Source organism: Herbaspirillum sp. YR522 (assembly GCF_000282575.1).
Taxonomy (GTDB): Bacteria; Pseudomonadota; Gammaproteobacteria; order Burkholderiales; family Burkholderiaceae_D; genus Herbaspirillum.
Genome location: NZ_AKJA01000041.1, coordinates 1 through 17,302 on the forward strand (window position 1 = coordinate 1; position 17,302 = coordinate 17,302).

At 65.5% G+C, this 17,302-nt stretch carries 13 protein-coding genes; 6 read left to right on the forward strand and 7 right to left on the reverse strand.

The genetic code is table 11. From position 1 onward, the window contains the following. The coding region (locus tag PMI40_RS07100; protein WP_008113611.1) for a hypothetical protein at positions 1 to 841 on the forward strand (841 nt) is incomplete at its 5' end. On the opposite strand, the gene PMI40_RS07105 is transcribed toward PMI40_RS07100, so the two are convergent. After that, positions 842 to 1,156, reverse strand: coding sequence for a c-type cytochrome (locus tag PMI40_RS07105; protein WP_008113613.1), 315 nt, complete (start codon positions 1,154 to 1,156; stop codon positions 842 to 844). A 229-nt stretch (positions 1,157 to 1,385) separates the two neighbouring features. Here PMI40_RS07105 and lgt point away from each other — a divergent pair, with 229 nt between their 5' ends. Next, positions 1,386 to 2,216, forward strand: a complete 831-nt coding sequence (gene lgt, locus PMI40_RS07110; protein WP_040501780.1) for a prolipoprotein diacylglyceryl transferase — start codon at positions 1,386 to 1,388, stop codon at positions 2,214 to 2,216. Positions 2,217 to 2,333: 117 nt separating this feature from the next. Here the strand turns inward: lgt and PMI40_RS07115 are convergent, their stop codons facing one another. Continuing rightward, positions 2,334 to 2,963, reverse strand: coding sequence for a bifunctional 4-hydroxy-2-oxoglutarate aldolase/2-dehydro-3-deoxy-phosphogluconate aldolase (locus PMI40_RS07115; RefSeq protein WP_008113619.1), 630 nt, complete (start codon positions 2,961 to 2,963; stop codon positions 2,334 to 2,336). Continuing rightward, positions 2,960 to 4,837 (reverse strand): phosphogluconate dehydratase, encoded by a 1,878-nt coding sequence (edd, locus tag PMI40_RS07120; RefSeq protein WP_008113621.1) that lies wholly within the window; start codon positions 4,835 to 4,837, stop codon positions 2,960 to 2,962. The genes PMI40_RS07115 and edd overlap by 4 nt, the downstream gene beginning before the upstream one ends. A 318-nt stretch (positions 4,838 to 5,155) precedes the next feature. On the opposite strand from edd, the gene pgi reads away from it, so the two are divergent. From pgi to tal, 4 genes are read left to right on the forward strand one after another with little or no spacing between them, the layout of a single operon-like run. Next, complete coding sequence (gene pgi, locus PMI40_RS07125; protein ID WP_008113623.1) at positions 5,156 to 6,811, forward strand: glucose-6-phosphate isomerase; 1,656 nt, start codon at positions 5,156 to 5,158, stop codon at positions 6,809 to 6,811. 59 nt (positions 6,812 to 6,870) lie between these two features. Beyond that, on the forward strand, positions 6,871 to 8,340 hold the full coding sequence (gene zwf / locus PMI40_RS07130) for a glucose-6-phosphate dehydrogenase (protein ID WP_008113625.1): 1,470 nt from the start codon (positions 6,871 to 6,873) through the stop codon (positions 8,338 to 8,340). 25 nt (positions 8,341 to 8,365) lie between these two features. Continuing rightward, positions 8,366 to 9,220 carry an SIS domain-containing protein gene (locus PMI40_RS07135; RefSeq protein ID WP_040501781.1) on the forward strand — a complete coding sequence of 285 codons (855 nt, stop codon included), beginning with the start codon at positions 8,366 to 8,368 and terminating at the stop codon, positions 9,218 to 9,220. 40 nt (positions 9,221 to 9,260) lie between these two features. After that, the gene (gene tal, locus PMI40_RS07140) at positions 9,261 to 10,196 is read left to right on the forward strand and encodes a transaldolase (protein WP_008113630.1); all 936 of its coding nucleotides are present in this window, start codon (positions 9,261 to 9,263) and stop codon (positions 10,194 to 10,196) included. An 87-nt stretch (positions 10,197 to 10,283) separates the two neighbouring features. Here the strand turns inward: tal and PMI40_RS07145 are convergent, their stop codons facing one another. The 4 genes from PMI40_RS07145 to gntK form a co-directional block, all read right to left on the reverse strand. Further along, positions 10,284 to 13,445, reverse strand: a complete 3,162-nt coding sequence (locus PMI40_RS07145; protein ID WP_008113632.1) for a hypothetical protein — start codon at positions 13,443 to 13,445, stop codon at positions 10,284 to 10,286. Between the two features lie 168 nt (positions 13,446 to 13,613). Continuing rightward, entirely contained in the window at positions 13,614 to 14,651 is a 1,038-nt protein-coding gene (locus PMI40_RS07150; RefSeq protein WP_008113634.1) for an L-idonate 5-dehydrogenase, read from the reverse strand. A gap of 253 nt (positions 14,652 to 14,904) precedes the next feature. Further along, the gene (locus PMI40_RS07155) at positions 14,905 to 15,699 is read right to left on the reverse strand and encodes an SDR family NAD(P)-dependent oxidoreductase (protein ID WP_008113636.1); all 795 of its coding nucleotides are present in this window, start codon (positions 15,697 to 15,699) and stop codon (positions 14,905 to 14,907) included. A gap of 45 nt (positions 15,700 to 15,744) precedes the next feature. Continuing rightward, entirely contained in the window at positions 15,745 to 17,298 is a 1,554-nt protein-coding gene (gene gntK / locus PMI40_RS07160) for a gluconokinase (RefSeq protein ID WP_008113639.1), read from the reverse strand. Positions 17,299 to 17,302 lie beyond the last annotated feature (4 nt).

The following is a 17,302-nucleotide window of genomic DNA, read 5'->3' on the forward strand; positions in this document are numbered from 1 at the left end:
GGCTGCGGCCGCCGACACCGGCCAGTCGCTCGACGGCGCGGCCGGCCTGCGCAGCCGTTACACGCAGTTGCAGGCACAACTGCAGGACAATCCCTTCGGTCGCCCGCTGCACCTCGACTCGAGCGAAGGCAGCAGCGCCGTCAAGGGCGATATCTATGCCGTGCTGGATCATCCGTTTGCCCAGGTACGCGAGTCGCTGGCCACGCCCGGCAACTGGTGCGACATCCTGATCCTGCATCTCAACACCAAGTATTGCAGCCTGTCCAACCAGGGCGGCAAGACCATGCTGCGCATGCATGTAGGCAAGAAGACACCGCAAGACCTGCGCGACACCTACCGGGTCGATTTCACCTATACCGGCGGCGCCGCGGCCAATGATTACTTCTCGTCCTCGATGCGCGCCGAGAAGGGACCGCTGGACACCAGCGACTACCGGATCCAGATCGAGGCGGTGCAGTTGCCCGACAATCGCGCCTTCCTGCACTTGAGCTATTCGTATTCGTACGGCATGGCCGGCAAGCTGGCATTGCGCGCCTACCTGGCCACGGTGGGACGCGACAAGGTCGGCTTCACCGTGGTGGGGCAAGGCGCGGATGGCAAGCCCAAGTATGTCACCGGCAGCCGGGCCTCGGTCGAGCGCAATACGATGCGCTACTACCTGGCCATCGATGCCTACCTGGCCAGCCTGTCGCAGCCGGCTGCACAACGGCAGGAGAAACGGCTCGACACCTGGTACACCACCACCGAACAGTACCGTACGCAGTTGAACGAGGTCGACCGCAACGCCTACCTGGCCATGAAGCGCGACGAGGTGGCGCGCCAGCAGCTGCCGGCCGATTGATCACTTCAGGTCGAGGATCCACTTGACCAGGGTCCGGGCCTCGGCTTGCGAGACCTGGGCCTTGTTGGCCGGCATCGGCACGGCGCCCCAGTTGCCGGCGCCGCCGTTGAGCACCTTCTGCACCAGCCTGTTCTCGGCGTCCTTCTGCCCCGCGTACTTCCTGGCCACGTCCTTGAAGGCCGGGCCGACCACCTTGTTGTCCATGGTGTGGCAGGCCATGCAGTTCTTGGCCTTGGCCAATTGGGGGTTGGCCAGCGCAACGCCCGACAGGGCCGACGCGGCGGCCAGGGTAACGATCGACAACAGGGTCTTCATCAGTGCTCCTCAGCTAACTTGAACGTCCGCGCAGCAGCGATCTCGATCCCCACCACCAGCGCGAGCGGGGCTATTCTACCCGTGTTGCCCGGCGTTATCGCGCCCCGCGCCACGCCGCATGCTGCGCCAGATCAAACCGGCTTCAATGCGCGCGAGCGCGGCCTGGCTGGCACGCCCGGATGGCTTGTGCCACAATCGCGGCTACCCGCTTACCGAAAGATGTCACGACATGCTGATTCACCCGATGCCCAACCCGATCGCCCTGCAGGTCGGCCCGCTGGCCGTGCACTGGTACGGCCTGATGTACCTGCTGGCGTTCGCCCAGTTCATCGCGCTGGGACGCCTGCGCATCAAGCAGGCGCACATCGCCGCGCTCGGCTGGAAGAAGGAAGATCTCGACGACATGCTGTTCTACGGCGTGCTGGGGGTGGTCATCGGTGGTCGGCTGGGCGAGATCCTGTTCTATAACCCGGCCTATTATTTTGCCAACCCGGCTGACATGATCGCGGTATGGAAGGGCGGCATGTCGTTTCACGGCGGCTTCTTGGGCGTGATGCTGGCCATGTGGCTATGGGGCCGTCGCCGCGGGCGCAAGCTGATGGATATCATGGACTTCATCGCGCCCATGGTGCCGCTGGGCTATGCGGCCGGTCGCCTGGGCAATTTCATCAACGCCGAGCTGCCTGGCCGCCCGGCCGACCCATCGCTGCCATGGGCGATGATCTGGCCCAACGTCGACGCCATTCCTCGCCACCCTTCGCCGATCTACCAGATGCTGGTCGATGGCATCCTGCTGTTCGTGATCCTGTGGTTCTTTGCGCGGCAACCGCGCCCGCGCATGGCGGTAGCCGGCATGTTCTCGCTGCTGTATGGCTGCGCGCGCTTCTTCACCGAATATTTCCGCATGCCCGACTATGACGTGCATGTCGCCGGCGTCACCATCTCGGCCGGGCAGATGCTGTCGTTGCCGATGGTGGCGCTGGGCATCCTGCTGCTGGTGATGGCCTATCGCCGCAATGAACAGGCCAGCCCGCCGGCGATCGTTGCCGGCAACAAGTAGCGCGCCGCACAGGTAAGGTGTCGTAAAAAAAAAGGAGGGTACCGATCGCGGTACCCTCCTTTTTCATTGTCCTTCGATTGCCCCGTGAGCTGTAGCGCAACGGGGCGACCAGGGCCATCAGGCCTTCTTCAGCGCGCTGGCCGCGCGGGCGATCTCGGTGATCTTGTCCCAGTCGCCGGCTTCGATGGCCGCCTTCGGGGTCAGCCATGAGCCTCCCACGCACACCACGTTCTTGCAGGCCAGGAACTGCGGCGCCGTTTCCTGGGTGATGCCGCCGGTCGGGCAGAAGGACACATCGCCCAGCGGCCCGGCAATACCGTTCAACATGCCGATACCGCCGGCCGGCACGGCCGGGAACAGCTTCAACTGACGAAACCCGGCTTCGCGTGCTGCCATCACCTCGGACGGCGTCATCACCCCAGGCAACAGGGGCAGGCCGCTGCGCTTGGCGGCGTCGATCAACGCTGCCGTCAGGCCCGGCGAGACGCCAAACACGGCACCGGCGTCGCGCGAGGCTGCGAATTCCTCGGGTGCGGTCAGGGTGCCGACGCCGACGATGGCGTCCGGTACCGATTCGGCGATGGCGCGAATGGCCGGCAGGCCGTGTTCGGTGCGCAGCGTGATTTCAAGTACGCGGATGCCGCCTGCCACCAGCGCACGGGCCAGCGGAACTGCGTGTTCGATCTTGTCGATGGCGATCACCGGGATGACCGGCGAGGCGCGCATGATGTCCAGTGTCGTCTTCATACTGTTGTGCTCTCTTTTTGTTGATCGGTAATCGGTGGCAAGCCAAAGGTGGCGCCACCCTGTTCTGCCGTACCCACGGCGTTGCGGAACATGCTGAACAATTCGCGGCCCATGCCATGCTGGTTGTCGAACAGGTCAGCCGTATCCAATGCGCGGCGCTCCCATTCGTCGGCCGGCACCAACGCTTCGAGAATGCCGGCCTCGGTGTCGAGGCGAATCATGTCGCCGGTGCGCACCCGGCCCAGCGGGCCACCGCCCAGCACCTCGGGGGTGACATGGATGGCCGACGGCACCTTGCCCGATGCGCCCGACATGCGGCCATCGGTCACCAGCGCCACATGGCGTCCCTTGTCCTGCAGGATACCGAGCGCGGGCGTGAGCGAATGCAGTTCCGGCATGCCATTGGCGCGCGGGCCCTGGAAGGTGATAACCGCTACGAAGTCGCGATCAAGCTCGCCGGCCTTGAAGGCGGCCATGAACGCTTCCTGCGAATGGAACACCACCGCCGGCGCCTCGACCCGCCGGTGTTCGTGCTTCACGGCCGAGATCTTGGACACCGAACGGCCCAGGTTGCCCTTCAACAGCTTCAGGCCGCCATCGGGTGCGAAGGGCTGGGCCACCGTACCCACCACCGCCTCGTCGGCGCTCTTGGTGGGCGCATCGCGCCACACCACCTTGCCCACGCTGCCCTCGGCGACTTCGCCGGCCAGCATCGGCTCTTGCGTATGGGCGCGCAGGCCCTGGCCCAGGATGGTGTTGACGTCGTCATGCATCAGGCCGGCGTCGATCAGCTCGCGCAGCACGAAGCCGGTGCCTCCGGCAGCGTGGAAATGGTTCACGTCGGCCGAGCCGTTGGGATAGATGCGGGTAATCAGCGGCACCACATCGGACAGCTTGTCGAAGTCGTCCCAGTCGATCACGATGCCGGCCGCCTTGGCGATGGCCACCAGGTGCAGCGTGTGATTGGTGGAGCCGCCCGTGGCATGCAAGGCGACGATGGCGTTGACGATGGACTTCTCGTCGATCATGCGGCCCACCGGCGTGTATTGCGTCCCCTGGTCCGTGATCCTGGCGGCCTGCTGGGCCGCTGCGGCCGTCAGCGCATCGCGCAACGGCGTATTGGGGGTGATGAAGGCCGCGCCTGGCAGGTGCAGGCCCATCGCTTCCATCAGCATCTGGTTGCTGTTGGCGGTGCCGTAGAAGGTGCAGGTGCCGGCGCCGTGATAGGACTGCGACTCGGCCTCGAGCAACTCGGCGCGGCCGATCTTGCCGGCGGTGTAGAGCTGGCGGATCTTGACCTTGTCGTTGTTGCTCATGCCGCTGGTCATCGGACCGGCCGGCACGAACACGGCCGGCAGGTGGCCGAAGTGCAAGGCACCGATCAACAGGCCCGGCACGATCTTGTCGCACACGCCCAGGTACAGCGCGGCGTCGAACATGTTGTGCGACAGCGCGATGGCGGTGGCCATGGCGATGGCGTCGCGCGAGAAGAGCGACATTTCCATGCCGGGCTGGCCCTGGGTGACGCCATCGCACATGGCCGGCGTGCCGCCGGCGAACTGCGCCACCGCGCCTACTTCGCGCGCGGCGGCCTTGAGGATCTGCGGGAAACGCTCGAACGGCTGGTGCGCCGAGAGCATGTCGTTGTAGGCCGAGACGATCGCCAGCGAGGGCGCCTTGTCTTCCTTCAACTTCAACTTGTCGTTGGCCGGGAAGGCCGCGAAACCATGGGCCAGGTTGGTGCAGGCCAGTGCGCCGCGCTGCACGCCCTTGCGCCGGGCCGCTTCCAGTCGTTCGAGATAAGCGGTCCGGTAGGGGCGACTACGTTCGGCGATGCGTCGGGTGACGCTGGCTAAGGTAGCGTTGAGTGGCATTGTCGTTTCCTGTTAGCGTTAACAATGTAATTTTACTACATAAAATTCAACAAATAAAATCAATGACTTGGCGAGCCGACAACATCATGGCATATCGCTTCCCACGGGGTGCACTTCAAATCCAGACCGATCCCTCGCACACCGCCACCACGCCGCATTCCAGCCGGGATCACCGATTGTCACCGGCCCGTCATAAACTGTAGTGAAATTACCATCCAGATACCAATTGATGTATAGTCACGGCATCGTACCGGCAATTCCCACGTCGCACGCACTTTCGTCCAGGTGCCCGGCAACGTCCAACAAGATCCGAACAACATGCACACCAACGCATTGACCGATGCACCCGCCTTCCAGGCCCTGCAACAACATCACCGCCAGGCCGCCGGCTGGCACATGCGCGAACTGTTTGCGCGCCAGCCGGACCGCTTCGAGCGCATGTCATTGAGCGCCGCCGGCATCCTGCTCGACTATTCGAAGAACCGCGTCGAGGCGCAGACCTTGTCGCTGTTGATGCAGCTGGCGCGCGAGCGCCAGGTCGAAGCGCTGCGCGATGCCATGTTCGGTGGCGAGAAAATCAACTTTACCGAACATCGGGCAGTCTTGCACACGGCGCTGCGGGCGCCCGCCCATTCGGGCAACGCACGGGTAGATGGACAAGCCGTCAGCGCCGACGTTCAGGAAGTATTGGCGCACATGCGCGACTTCACCGCCCGCGTGCGCAGCGGCCAATGGCTGGGTTGCACCGGACGCGCCATCACCGACATCGTCAACATCGGCATCGGTGGCTCGCATCTCGGCCCGCAGATGGTGTGCACCGCGCTGCGCCCGTTTGCCCATGAGCGACTGGCGGCTCACTTCGTGTCCAACGTCGACGGTCACGACCTCGACGAGGTGCTGGCGCGGGTCGACCCCGAGACCACGCTGTTCATCATTGCCTCCAAGACATTCACCACGCAGGAAACCATGCTCAACGCGCAATCGGCGCGCCAATGGTTCCTGCGCCATCCCCGGCGTACCACCGCCGACCTGGCGCGCCATTTCGTGGCGGTCTCGACCAATGCCGCCGAAGTCAGCGCGTTCGGCATCGATACCGCCAACATGTTCCCGTTCTGGGACTGGGTCGGCGGGCGCTATTCGGTGTGGTCGTCGATCGGCTTGTCGATCGCACTGCTGCTGGGCTTCGAGAATTTCTCGGGCTTCCTGGGCGGGGCCCATGCGATGGACCAGCACTTCCTGCAGGCGCCGCTGGAACGCAACATGCCGGTGATCCAGGCCATGATCGGCATCTGGAACCGCAACTTCTTCAACAGCGAATCGCTGTCGATCGCGCCTTATCACCATGGCCTGCGCTTCTTCCCGTCCTACCTGCAGCAGCTGGAGATGGAAAGCAACGGCAAGCGCATCACCCGCGACGGCAGCGCCGTGGGCGTGGCGACCTGCCCCTTCATCTGGGGCGACGTCGGCACCAATGGCCAGCATGCGTTCTTCCAGTTGTTGCACCAGGGCACCGACATCACCCCCATCGATTTCATTGCCGTGCTGCGCCCGGCGCATCGCATCGACGGCCACCACCAGGTGCTGCTGGCGAACTGCTTCGCACAGTCCGAGGCCTTCATGCGCGGCAAGCAAGCCAGCGAGGTCCGTAGCGACCTGCAACGCGCCGGCGTGGACGATACGGAACTGAACGCGCTTTTGCCGCACAAAACCTTCGACGGCAACCGGCCCAGCAATACCCTGCTGCTGTCGGAACTGACCCCGGCCACGCTGGGCGCCCTGATAGCCCTGTACGAGCACAAGACCTTCGTGCAAGGGGCCATCTGGGGCATCAACAGTTTCGACCAGTGGGGCGTGGAATTGGGCAAGGTGCTGGCCAGGACCATCCATGCCGAGCTCGAGGGCGACAGCAAGCCGGCGCAGCATGACTGTTCCACCAACGCGCTGATCGCGCTGGCCAAGCAAGCCCAACAATGACGCGAGGGGGCGCCCCTTGCACACCCGCAGATCAACCCGCACACCAACCGACACTGATCATGGCTATTTCCGATTTCGACCTGGTTTTATTCGGCGGCACCGGCGACCTCTCGATGCGCAAGCTGTTGCCCGCCCTCTACGCCCGCGATCGCGGCCGCGACCTGCCGCCCGAGGCGCGCATCGTCTGCCTGGGCCGCGACGACAAGTCGCGCGAGGATTTCCTGCAGATGGTCGAGAAGGACTCCAAGCCGCACATCGCCGCGGCCAACCTGGACGCGGCCGTATGGGACCGCTTCCGTGCCCGCCTGCGCTACGCCTCGGTCAACGCCAAGGAGGCCGACAGCTTCGCCCATCTCAAGGATGCCCTGCGCGACACCGACGGCCTGGCACGGGTGTTCTACCTGGCCACCCCGCCCAGCCTGTTCGCCTCGATCTGCGAGAACCTGTCCAAGGCCGGGCTGGTGACACCGGCTTCGCGCGTGGTGCTCGAAAAACCGCTGGGCCGCGACCTGGCCAGCGCGCGCGACATCAACAAGCAGGTCGGCCGCTACTTCGAAGAATCGCAGATCTTCCGTATCGACCATTACCTGGGCAAGGAAGCGGTGCAGAACCTGCTGGCGCTGCGCTTTGGCAACGTGCTGTTCGAGCCGTTGTGGCGCCGAGAATGGATCTCAGACGTGCAGATCACCATCGCCGAAGAGCTGGGCGTGGGCGGCCGCTTCGACTATTACGATACCTCCGGCGCGCTGCGCGACATGCTGCAGAACCATTTGCTGCAATTGCTCTGTATCGTCGCCATGGAACCGCCCGTGTCCAACTCGGCCGACGCCGTGCGTGACGAGAAGCTCAAGGTGCTGCGCTCGCTCAAGCGCTTCACCCCGACCACGCTGGCCATGAACGTGGTGCGCGGCCAGTACCGCGCCGGCCATGTCAACGGCGTGGCCGTGCCGGGCTATCGCAAGGAGGCCGACGCCAATCCCGAGTCGCGCACCGAGACCTTCGTGGCGGTCAAGGCCGAGATCGATACCTGGCGCTGGGCCGGCGTGCCGTTCTACCTGCGTACCGGCAAGCGCATGGCCGACCAGTTGGCCGAGATCGTGGTGCGCTTCAAGAGCGTGCCGCATTCGATCTTCGCGCACCAGAACTCGACCCTGCCCAATTGCCTGGTGATCCGCCTGCAGCCCGACGAAGGCCTGCACATGAACCTGATGGCCAAGCAGCCCGGGGACGGCATGCGACTGCGCCCGGTCGAACTCGAGATGGATTTCCGCGAGAAATTCAAGACCCCGCGCATGGACGCGTACGAGCGCCTGCTGCTGGACGTGCTGCGCGGCCACCTGACGCTGTTCATGCGCAGCGACGAACTGGAGGCGGCCTGGGAATGGGTCGAACCGATCCTGCAGCACTGGGACCAGCAGGAAGCCGACCCGGTACCCTACAACGCCGGCACCTGGGGGCCGGCCGCCGCCAGCGCCCTGATCGGGCGCGACGGCCTGCAGTGGCGCGAAGAAGCGCTACCCGAAGTTTAAAAGGCAGGCAGGCGTCATCATGTCCATGTTGCTCGACTCGATTCGCACCCACATCAACTCCCTGTCGAAGTCGGAGAAGAAGGTGGCCGCGACAGTGCTGGCCAACCCGCAACTGGCGTTGGCCGAGAACCTGACCGCCCTGGCCAGGAACGCCGAGGTGTCCGAGCCGACCGTGATCCGTTTCTGCCGCGCCATCGGCTACGAAGGCTGGCACGACTTCAAGCTCAAGCTGGCGCAAAGCCTGGCGCTGGCCCTGCCCGGCGCCGACGAGACGCTGGCCCAGGACGACCTGGCCGCCGACCTGGTCAACAAGATCTGCAGCCGCTCTATCAACACCCTGCTCGACCTGCGCAACCATCTCAACCCCGACGCCATCCAGCTGGCGCTCGAGGTGCTGGCGCGGGCCAACAAGATCGAGTTCTACGGCCAGGGCACCTCGGGCATCGTGGCCAACGACGCCCAGCACAAGTTCTTCCGCTCGGGCGTGCCGACGGTGGCCTATTCCGACCCGCACATCCACAGTATCGCGGCCTCGTTGCTCAAGGCCGGCGACTGCGTGGTGGCCATCTCGCAGCGCGGCGGCAATGCCGCGCTGCTGCGCAGCATCCAGCTGGCCCGCCGGGGCGGCGCCGACATCATCGTGCTGGGGCCCAGCGGCACGCCCCTGGCCGAACTGGCCACGGTGCTGGTACCGATCGACCTGTCGTTCAATATCGACCCCTATACGCCGATCTCGGCACGGCTGGCGCACCTGGTGGTGATCGATATCCTGGCCGTCGGCCTGGCCCTGCGCCGCGGGCCCGAATTCCGCAAGAAGATGCAGAACGCGCAGAAGTCGCTGCAGAAATTCGACATGCAGTTCGACTCGTTCTTCCGTTGAGTTTGCTTTTTCCCATTTCCCTTTTGCCACAGGACGTCCCATGACCCAGCTTGACCAGTTGAAGCAGCACACCACCATCGTGGCCGACACCGGCGATTTCCAGACCATGAAGGCCTTCGCGCCCCAGGACGCCACCACCAACCCGTCGCTGATCCTCAAGGCGGTGCAGAAGGACGAGTACAAGCCGCTGCTGGCCAGCGTGGCCAAGGCGCATGCCGGCAAGAGCACCGACGAGATCATCGACCACCTGCTGGTGGCCTTCGGCCTGGAGATCCTCAAGCTGATCCCGGGGCGGGTGTCGACCGAGACCGACGCCCGCCTGTCGTTCGACACCGAGGCCACCGTCGCCAAGGGCCGCACGCTCATCAGGCTGTACGAACAGGCCGGGATCGCCCGCGAGCGCGTGCTCATCAAGATCGCAGCGACCTGGGAAGGCATCCGCGCCGCCGAGATCCTGGAGCAGGAAGGCATCCACTGCAACCTCACGCTGCTGTTCTCGCTGCCGCAGGCAGTGGCCTGCGCCGAGGCGAAGGTGCAGTTGATCTCGCCGTTCGTGGGCCGTATCTACGACTGGTACAAGAAGTCCAGCGGCCAGGACTACACCGGTGCCGACGATCCGGGCGTGCAGTCGGTCAAGGCTGTGTACAACTATTACCGCAAGTTCGGCTACGCCACCGAAGTCATGGGTGCGAGCTTTCGCAACACCTCGCAGATCGTCGAGCTGGCCGGTTGCGACCTGCTGACCATCAGCCCCGACCTGCTGCAGAAGCTGGCCGAGTCGGACGCGCCGGTGCAGCGCAAGCTGAGCGTCGAAGCCGCCAAGGCGGCCGACATCGCACGCATCAGCCTGGACGAGAAGGCATTCCGGCTGGCGCTCAATGGCGACGCCATGGCTACCGAGAAGCTGGCCGAAGGCATACGCCAGTTCTGCGCCGACGCCGTCAAGCTCGAACAGATCGTCGACGCCCTGCGCTGAGCGTGACTGGCTTGCCGGGCGGCCGGCTACCCGGTCGCATCGGGCCTGGGCACGTCAACCTTGCGTGCGTCGCTCCCACTCCCGTCTTCAGGCAGGGGAGCTGACCCGCCCCTGCAGCAGGCCATGGTCCACCGCGACCAGCCCGATCATGCCATCGGGATGATCGCCGATCGACGACAGGGTGGGCGTGAGGGCAAAGCCGTCGCGCGTGGTGATGACCACATCGCCATCGGCCAGGGCCGCCGTCGCCTGCCCCTGCCTGTCCACCGTGAACACGTTGCCGAGCACGATACGGCCATCGGCATCACTGCCATCGAGCCGTAACTCCAGGCTGGCGCCGGCTGCCATCACAGACAATTGCCCGATATCGACATCGAGCTGCAGATGATGCCGAGCGGACGGTGCCTGCGCATTGTCGATATCGACCCGTCGGACGTGGCCTGCGATCACGTAGCGATTGCTGCCCGCGCTGGCCACGATCCGGGCCCGACTGCCATTGACCAGGAAACTATCGTCGCCACCACCGCCGATGGCGCTGTCGCCATCGCCATTGAGCGCGATCACATTGTCATCGCGGTTACCCGTGACCTCGGTGCGTGCGCTGGCCGACGTCACGACATGATCGATGTCGAGCAAGCTCGTGCGGCGCGCACCTGCCTCGAGCCAACCGCGCGTATCGGTGGGTGGCGCCCCAGGCAGCACCCGTACCAGCGCTGTGGTCGGCTGATAGGACACGCCCGGTATGTCGGTCGGTATCGGTGGCGGCGGCTTTTCGCCGGACACCACGGGCAATACCACGCGCACCGACGGCGGCGCCGGATGCGGGCTCGCGGCAGAGGCGGTTGCGGCGGCAGCGCCGAAATGCAGCGCCAGCGTATCCTGGCCGCGACCGCCATCCAATACCGAACCGTCGGTGGGTGGTTGTCGCAGGTCGAAGCGGTCGTCCCGGTCGCCGCCGGTGATGTGCTTTTGACCTGCGCCCACTTGGAACACATTGCTGCGCCCCAGGTCCCCCTTGAGCTTGTCCTTGCCGGCGCCGGTGACCCACAGCAGCGACGTACCCGCAGCGCGTGCGGCGCTGGCCAGGTTGGTCACCCGCTCGATCCCGCCACTGGCGTCGATGTCGTCGTCGCCAGCGTTGTCACGCACCGTCGCGGGTTGTTGGGTGAAGGTTTCTACCCGATAGGTATAAGGCCCCCCGGCGGCCAGCGCCGTCTTGGTCTGGATGCTCTTGAGCGGCGGCCGGGCGCGGATGATGGCATCGCCGAAGATGGCATGCGCATGCGGGGAATCGTTCAGGTAGGCCTGCAGTTGGGTTCGCTTGGTATCGCGATAGTGATCACGCGCCTGCGCCACCGAGACCTGGTCCTGGATTGCCTGCGAGGCGGTGCCGCCGAAGAAGCTGGACAGGCCGGTCACGAAGCGCTGCCCATGCGACAGCGGCACATGTCGTTCGATATCCTCGACATAGCGTATCGAGTGATACAGGTGATTGGCGCCGGCCAGCGCCACGCCGACGGCAATGCCGATCGGGCCGGCCGCCGTCAGCCCGGCCGCTGCCGCACCGGCCAGTCCCACCGAGGCGGCCGCACCGGCCACCGCGAAGCTACCGTCGACGAGATGGTCCTGCTGCTGCTTGCCCGACGTCGCGCCAGCGTGCTGGAAGGCGTTGACGGCGCCATAGATGTCGAACGGCAAGGTCAATACCACGCCTGCGGCTGACGCCGCATGGCCGATCCCGGCTCCCAGCCTGGCCTGCCCGCCCAGGCGCACGCCCAAGGGCGTTCTGGCGAAGGCATTGAACGCTTCGCTGCCGCCTTTGCCGAGGTGGTTGCCCAGGCGCGGCAGGCCCGACTCCAGGCCCAGGCTGACCACCTGCGCCGCCAAGCCGGCACCGTTGATGGCCGCATCCGGAGCGTCGCCTCTTGCCAGGGCATTGCCTATGCCTCGTAGCGCCTGGTAGACACCAAATGCCTGCAGGCCCGTACCGACATGCTGCACGGCGCCCCCACCAGGCAACAGGTAGGTGACCGGGTTGCCAGCGGCGGATTGCGCAGTACGCGCATCCAACCCCTTGAGTCGTCCCAGGTGCCGGTTCATGGCGCCGACCCACGGCTGCGACGGGTCAGGCCTGATCAGCGGCGCATCGCTTCGACGCGCTGCGGCAACGTCGAGCAGCGCGGCCAGCCCTTGCTCGCCGCGGCCATCCTGAAACATCCGGGCCACGCCCTCGCCGTCAAAAAGCAGCCGGTCGGCGACGTCGGCGTCGGCCACCCCGCCCTGGTCCAGGGCCTGCCGTATCGCTGCGCCATCCAGCGTCGCCCCCATGGCACCCAAGGTCTCGACGTCCAGCTTGCCACCGGCGCCGCCCAAGGGAGTAGCCTGGCCGCGCTCGAGCACATCCTGAAGGTGCCCGCCTGCCACCGCCTCGCCGGCGTCCCCCGCGGCGCCCTGTATCCCGGGTGGCATATCGCCGTGCATTACCTCGGCGCCGGCTGCAGGTGCGGGCACCGGCTTGCCAGCGACCGCACCCGCGACCGGCACGGCAGGGCCGGGAATGGCGTAGCCGCGCTGGGCCAGCAACTCAATGCGCTGCGCATGGGTCATCTCATGCCAGAAATCCGTGAATTTTTCGTCGGGAAGCATGCGCTTGACCGACGGCAACAGGTTGCCGTGGCGCAGCTCCTCCTTGGGCTTGTAGTGTCCGCTGGAGTTGCTCCATGAGACCAACTTGCCCTGGTCCAACACTAGATCGCCGGCATACAGGACGTCCTCGCGGTGGCTCAGCGAGGTATGCCCCTGCACGCCAAATTGCCGGGCATCGGCAGTACCTGCCCCCATCGGAACGCCGAGGTGGATACGTGCAGGATCGTCGGCCAGGATGACGTACATGAACAGGCCATGCGGCACGGGCGTGCTGGCGCCCTCGACGGTGGGTGCCAACGTATAGTCGCTGCCCCTCTGTTGCAATTGCAACACGCGCAACGGGTCGGCCGGCCGCTGTATCTGCGAATTCGTCACCTTGATCCGTTCAGGCTGGAGGCGTTGCGAAAACAGCAGCTCCAGCCGTTGCCGCTGCGCAGCTGACAATGTCGCCAGCGCCGCATTGCCAGCGCTACGCCCGGAGCCGGTAACGCCGGCCGGCGGTGCCGGGCTCGCCCTCGGCGTGCTTGCCACGGGTGGACTGGCAGGCGTGGATGGATTTCCCCGGGCAGGCGAGCGCGAGGACGCAACACTGGAGATGTTCATGGCACGATCAGGCTGGCGTGGTACGCGGCGCCGCCATGAACCAGACAGTCCAAGGGCGCTGCGCTTTAAAACACCACTTTAAGCGGCGCCCGACCACCGACGTAGTACATACATATTATTCGTTCACCTGGGTGCCACTGGCGACCTGCACGGCGCAGCGACACGACATCAGTCAAAACTGATCTGCACCTTCATCATCTTCGAGCGATCGCCGGCGATCTCGAATGCCTCGACCGACTTCTCGAACGGATAGGTAGCCGTGATCAGCGGCTTGACATCGACCAGCCGGCGGTTCATCAATTCCACCGCCATGGCGAACTCTTCATGGAAGCGGAAGGCGCCGCGCCAATCGAGCTCCTTGCCCACCAGCAGGTTGGCCGGGAAACGGATATCGCCACCCAGGCCCACCTGCACGATGATCGCCTGCGGCCGCAGCGCCGGCAGCGCGCCGACCAGTGCGTGCTCGTTGCCGCTGGCCTCGAACAGCACATCGAAGCTGCCTTTGTCGGCGGCATAGGCCTCGAGGGCGTCGGGCGTGTCGAGCATGTTGATGGCACGGTCGGCGCCCACGGCAATGGCCGCTTCGAGCGGCATCCTGGCCACATCCGTGACCACCACCTCGAGCGCTCCGGCACGGCGCGCGGCGATCACCACCAGCGCACCGATCGGACCGCAGCCGGTCACCAGCACCCGCTTGCCCACCAGCGCACCGGCCCGGCGCACCGCATGCAATGCCACCGACAAGGGCTCGGCCATGGCGGCCTCGCCATCGCTGACATGGTCGGCCACCACATGCGCCTGCGAACGCTCGATGACGATTTCCTGGCGAAACGCGCCCTGTACGTGCGGCATGCGCATGGCACTGCCGTAGAAACGCATGTCCAGGCAATGATTCTGCTTGCCTTCCTGGCAGTACTTGCACAGCCCGCACGCAAGACTGGGGCTGATGGCGATACGGGTGCCCGCCGCGAGGTCGGTAATGGCGCACCCGACCTCGGCGACCTGGCCCGATACCTCGTGCCCCAGCACCATCGGCTCCTTGATGCGTACCACGCCGAAGCCGCCGTGATGATAGTAGTGCAGGTCCGAACCGCAAATGCCGCCGGCCTTGACCTTGACCTTCAACTGCCGCGGGGCCAGTGGGCCGGTGTCCAGTGCCTGCAGGCGCAAGTCGTGGGGTGCGTGGATGACGATGCCTTGTTGCATGATGGATTGCCTTTGCGGTTGATTTGAACAACGATTTCTGCCGGCTTCTGGCCTGCGACGCCGGCCTGCATGCGGCAGGATTCTTCATCGGGGAGACCCGGATGGACCTCCGGAAAACGCTCGCCATGCCGCTCGCCTGCGCCCTTTCGAGCACCGCGTACGGTGCCTCTGGGCTACCGGTGTCGCTCGCCCGCAAGAGCATGATCGATACAGGCGCCGGCCTATCGCGATCGCGGCCGACGGGGCGCTGCGATCAGAGCGTGGCGGTCACGCCACCATCGACATACAGGATATGGCCATTGACGAAGCGCGAGGCATCGCTGCCCAGGAACACGGCCGCGCCCACCAGGTCCTCCACATCGCCCCAGCGGCGCGACGGCGTACGGCCGACCAGCCACTCGGTGAACTTCTCGTCCTGCACCAGCGCCATGTTCATCTCGGTCTTGAAGTAGCCCGGCCCCAGGCCGTTGACCTGGATCCCGTACTTGCCCCAATCGATGGCCATGCCCTTGGTAAACATCTTCACCGCACCCTTGGTGGCCGCATAAGGGGCGATATTGGGGCGCCCCAGCTCGCTCTGCACCGAACAGATGTTGATGATCTTGCCCCGCGCACGCGGGATCATGTGGCGCGCCACGGCCTGGGCCGCGTAGAAGACGCTGTTGAGGTTGCTGTTGATGATGTCGTGCCAGTCCTGTTGCTTGAAATCCTCCAGCGGATTGCGACGCTGGATGCCGGCATTGTTGACCAGCACGTCGATGGCACCGATCTCGCTCTCGATCTTCTGCACCGCGGCCTGCACCGCCTCGGCCGAGGTGGCGTCGAAGCCGAGCGCATGGATCACATGGCCTTCATCGCGCAATTGCTGCGCGACCTTGCCCAGCTTCTGCTCGTCACGCCCGTTGAGCACGATGGCCGCGCCCGCCTCGGCCATGCCGCGCGCCAGCGCCAGGCCGATGCCGCCGGACGAACCGGTGATCAGCACCAGTCGTCCTGCCAGTGAAAAACTCTGTAGGCCAGCTGGCAATCGGGTTGCCTTGACGCTCATGTGGTCTCCTGTGGGTCGTTGTGATGACGTTGGTGTGCGACCGGGCTACGTCGGCTTGACCATCTCGCGCTGGAAGGCGGCGATGGCGCGGTATTCGGGTTCCAGCTTGGCGGGAATGGCGGCGAAGATCGGTTTCAGGCGCGCATAGACCTTCACCGCACCGGCGTCGGGCGCATGGCGATGGGTCGAGCCGACCATCTCCGAGATCGCCGACAACGACGGCACCAGGCCCAGTGCCCAGGCGCCCAGCACCGCCGCCCCCAGGCACGACGATTCGACGCTCTCGGGCACCACCACTTCGCGCTCGAAGATATCGGCCATCATCTGGCGCCACAGCGCCGAGCGGGCAAAGCCGCCGGTGGCCATCATCCGCTGGGTGGGGCCGATCAGTTCCTCGAGCGCCGGCAGGATGCTGTAGAGGTTGAAGATCACCCCTTCCAGCGCGGCGCGGATCATGTGCTGCTTGCCGTGGTGCAGCGCCAGTCCGAAGAAAGAACCACGCAGGTCGGCGTTCCACAGCGGGGCGCGCTCGCCGGCCATGAACGGATGGAACAGCAGGCCCTCGGCACCCGGCGCGACCGTCTGGGCGATACGGGTCAGCGCCTCGTAGGGGTCGACGCCCTCCTCGCGCGCGGCGGCCGCTTCTGCCGTGGCCAGTTCGTCGCGCACCCAACGGAAGATGTTGCCGCCGTTATTGACCGGCCCGCCCACCACCCAGTGCTGCTCGGTCAGCGCATAGCAGAACAGGCGGCCGTGGGGGTCGGTCAACGGCTGGTCGATCACGGTGCGCATGGCGCCCGAGGTGCCGATGGTGACGGCCACATGGCCGGGCTCGATGGCATTGACGCCCAGGTTCGACAGCACGCCGTCATTGGCGCCGATGATGAACGGGGTGGTGGTGGACAAGCCCAGCCGCTGCGCGGTGGACGCATCCAGCGCAGGCAGGCGGTGGGTGGTCGGCACCGGCTGCGGCAGCTGCGCCGCATCGACCTCGAGCAGCGCCAGCGCCTCACGGTCCCAGGCCAGTTCGCGCAGGTTGAACATGCCGGTGGCCGATGCGATCGAGTAATCGACCTGCCACTGGCCGAACAGGCGAAACAGCACGTATTCCTTGATGCCCACGAAGCGCGCCGCGCGCTTGAACAGGTCCGGCTTTTCATGGCGCAGCCACATCAGCTTGCACAGCGGCGACATCGGGTGGATCGGCGTGCCGGTGCGGCGATAGATGGCATTGCCGTCGAATTCGCGCTTGATGCGCTCGGCCCAGACCGAGGCGCGGATATCGCCCCAGGTAATGCTGTTGCACAGCAAGCCGTTGTTGGCGTCGAGCGCGATGAGGCTATGCATGGCCGCGCTGAAAGAGACCAGCGCAACCTCTTGCGGCGCGACGCCGGCGGCCTTGACGGCGCCGGCAATCGAGCCCAGCGCCGCTTCGAAGATCTGCTGCGGGTCCTGCTCGGCCATGCCCGGCTCGGTGCACAGCACCGGATACTCCACGGCGTGCTGGGCGAGCACGCGGCCATCGAGTGTGAAGACCACGGTCTTGGTGCTGGTGGTGCCGATATCGACACCCAGCATGACACGGGGAGCTTGGGGCATGTTT

Bases quoted from the DNA above. Each gene is read 5' to 3' on its own strand.
- pgi (WP_008113623.1), top strand. From the start codon at position 5,156: ATGCACACCAACGCATTGACCGATGCACCCGCCTTCCAGGCCCTGCAA.
- PMI40_RS07155 (WP_008113636.1), bottom strand. From the start codon at position 15,699: ATGAGCGTCAAGGCAACCCGATTGCCAGCTGGCCTACAGAGTTTTTCA.
- gntK (WP_008113639.1), bottom strand. From the start codon at position 17,298: ATGCCCCAAGCTCCCCGTGTCATGCTGGGTGTCGATATCGGCACCACC.
- PMI40_RS07115 (WP_008113619.1), bottom strand. From the start codon at position 2,963: ATGAAGACGACACTGGACATCATGCGCGCCTCGCCGGTCATCCCGGTG.
- PMI40_RS07150 (WP_008113634.1), bottom strand. From the start codon at position 14,651: ATGCAACAAGGCATCGTCATCCACGCACCCCACGACTTGCGCCTGCAG.
- PMI40_RS07105 (WP_008113613.1), bottom strand. From the start codon at position 1,156: ATGAAGACCCTGTTGTCGATCGTTACCCTGGCCGCCGCGTCGGCCCTG.
- lgt (WP_040501780.1), top strand. From the start codon at position 1,386: ATGCTGATTCACCCGATGCCCAACCCGATCGCCCTGCAGGTCGGCCCG.
- PMI40_RS07145 (WP_008113632.1), bottom strand. From the start codon at position 13,445: ATGAACATCTCCAGTGTTGCGTCCTCGCGCTCGCCTGCCCGGGGAAAT.
- tal (WP_008113630.1), top strand. From the start codon at position 9,261: ATGACCCAGCTTGACCAGTTGAAGCAGCACACCACCATCGTGGCCGAC.
- edd (WP_008113621.1), bottom strand. From the start codon at position 4,837: ATGCCACTCAACGCTACCTTAGCCAGCGTCACCCGACGCATCGCCGAA.
- zwf (WP_008113625.1), top strand. From the start codon at position 6,871: ATGGCTATTTCCGATTTCGACCTGGTTTTATTCGGCGGCACCGGCGAC.
- PMI40_RS07135 (WP_040501781.1), top strand. From the start codon at position 8,366: ATGTTGCTCGACTCGATTCGCACCCACATCAACTCCCTGTCGAAGTCG.